Source organism: Rhizobium sp. PP-CC-3G-465, from assembly GCF_004343445.1.
GTDB lineage: Bacteria > Pseudomonadota > Alphaproteobacteria > Rhizobiales > Rhizobiaceae > Ferranicluibacter > Ferranicluibacter rubi.
Genome location: NZ_SLYH01000059.1, coordinates 1 through 1,337, shown reverse-complemented (window position 1 = coordinate 1,337; position 1,337 = coordinate 1). Strand labels below are relative to the sequence as shown.

General features: G+C 53.5%; 2 protein-coding genes. Both read left to right on the top strand.

Features of this window, described 5'->3' with window-relative positions; all coding sequences use genetic code 11:
- Window positions 1–353 (top strand): DNA helicase (locus C8J33_RS26815; protein ID WP_245507315.1); only part of this gene is annotated, 353 nt, incomplete at its 5' end.
- 159 nt (window positions 354–512) lie between these two features.
- Window positions 513–1,265, top strand: coding sequence for a sulfite exporter TauE/SafE family protein (locus C8J33_RS26810; RefSeq protein WP_132665934.1), 753 nt, complete (start codon window positions 513–515; stop codon window positions 1,263–1,265).
- Window positions 1,266–1,337: the final 72 nt, after the last annotated feature.

Below are 1,337 nucleotides of genomic sequence, written 5' to 3'. Positions count from 1 at the left end.
TTGGGGTTGCTCTGGAAATCGTGACCTCTGACGAGATTTGCGCCGACTATATCATGCGCCATCTCGCCGATGCCTCCCGGGGGACGGTCGCCGTTATCGACTACCTGCAAATCCTCGATCAACGGAGAAACAAACCCGAGCTTTCGAAGCAAATAGCCACCCTTCAACAATTTGCTCGAAAGACGGGAATTATTGTCGCCTTTATCTCCCAGATTGACCGTTCATACGATCCGGAGGCGAAGCCTTTGCCGGATATGCAGGACATACGCTTGCCCAACAAAGTAGATGTGGGGCTTTTCTCAAAAGCGTGCTTCTTGCATGAAGGTAAGGCGCAGTTTCGGGCTGTAGCCTGATTATGCTGGCCTACCGGGGCACAGTCCAAGTGCGCCGGTAGGCCGTCCCTTGTCGCGGCAATCCTGATTTTGCAACATACTGCCTGCAGAATCGTAGATTCCGTCGGGGTTTCTGCCACAAAGGAAACCAGCGTTAATCTGAGGGAAGGGAAACGACTTTTGTCGGAATCCATATGGATTGTTGTCTTGGGAACCGTCATCGCAGGTTTCGTTCAGGGATTATCTGGCTTTGCCTTCGGCCTTGTCGCAATGTCGTTCTGGGTCTGGGCTTTAGAACCACAACTCGCCGCCGTGCTTGTCGTCTTCGGTGCCCTGACAGGTCAAATCATCGGGATAGTTTCGGTTCGGAGAGGGTTCGCTCTACCGGTTCTCGCACCTTTTCTCTTGGGCGGAATTGTAGGTATCCCGGTTGGTGTCGCCATCCTACCGTCGCTCGATACATATCTTTTCAAGGCCATCCTCGGTTCGCTCTTGGCTCTTTGGTGCCCTATCATGCTGTTCTCACGTCAACTCCCTCCCGTTCGCTTCGGAGGAAGGGTTGCTGATGGTGTGGCCGGGTTGATCGGTGGAGTGATGGCAGGTTTGGGGGGATTTTCCGGTCCGATACCTACCCTCTGGACCACATTGCGGCAGATGGAAAAAGACGTCCAACGCAATGTTATCCAGAATTTCAATCTGGCGACACTCGCCTTTACGATGCTGACCTATGTGGCCACGGGGATTGTCACGACAAAAATGGTCCCGATGTTTGCGATCGTCGCACCGGCAATGCTGTTGCCAACACTGATGGGTGCTCGCCTCTACGTAGGCATTAGCGAAAGGACCTTTCGCCGAATTGTGCTCGGTCTACTGGCCTTATCGGGAGTGGCAATGATTGCGTCTGCGGTCCCGCACTTGGTCGCGCGACTTTGAACGGCTCGTTCGCGGAAATCCTAATTTTGCAGCGCTGCAAAAGTCGAATTAAGATATCGAGCAAATGTCGGG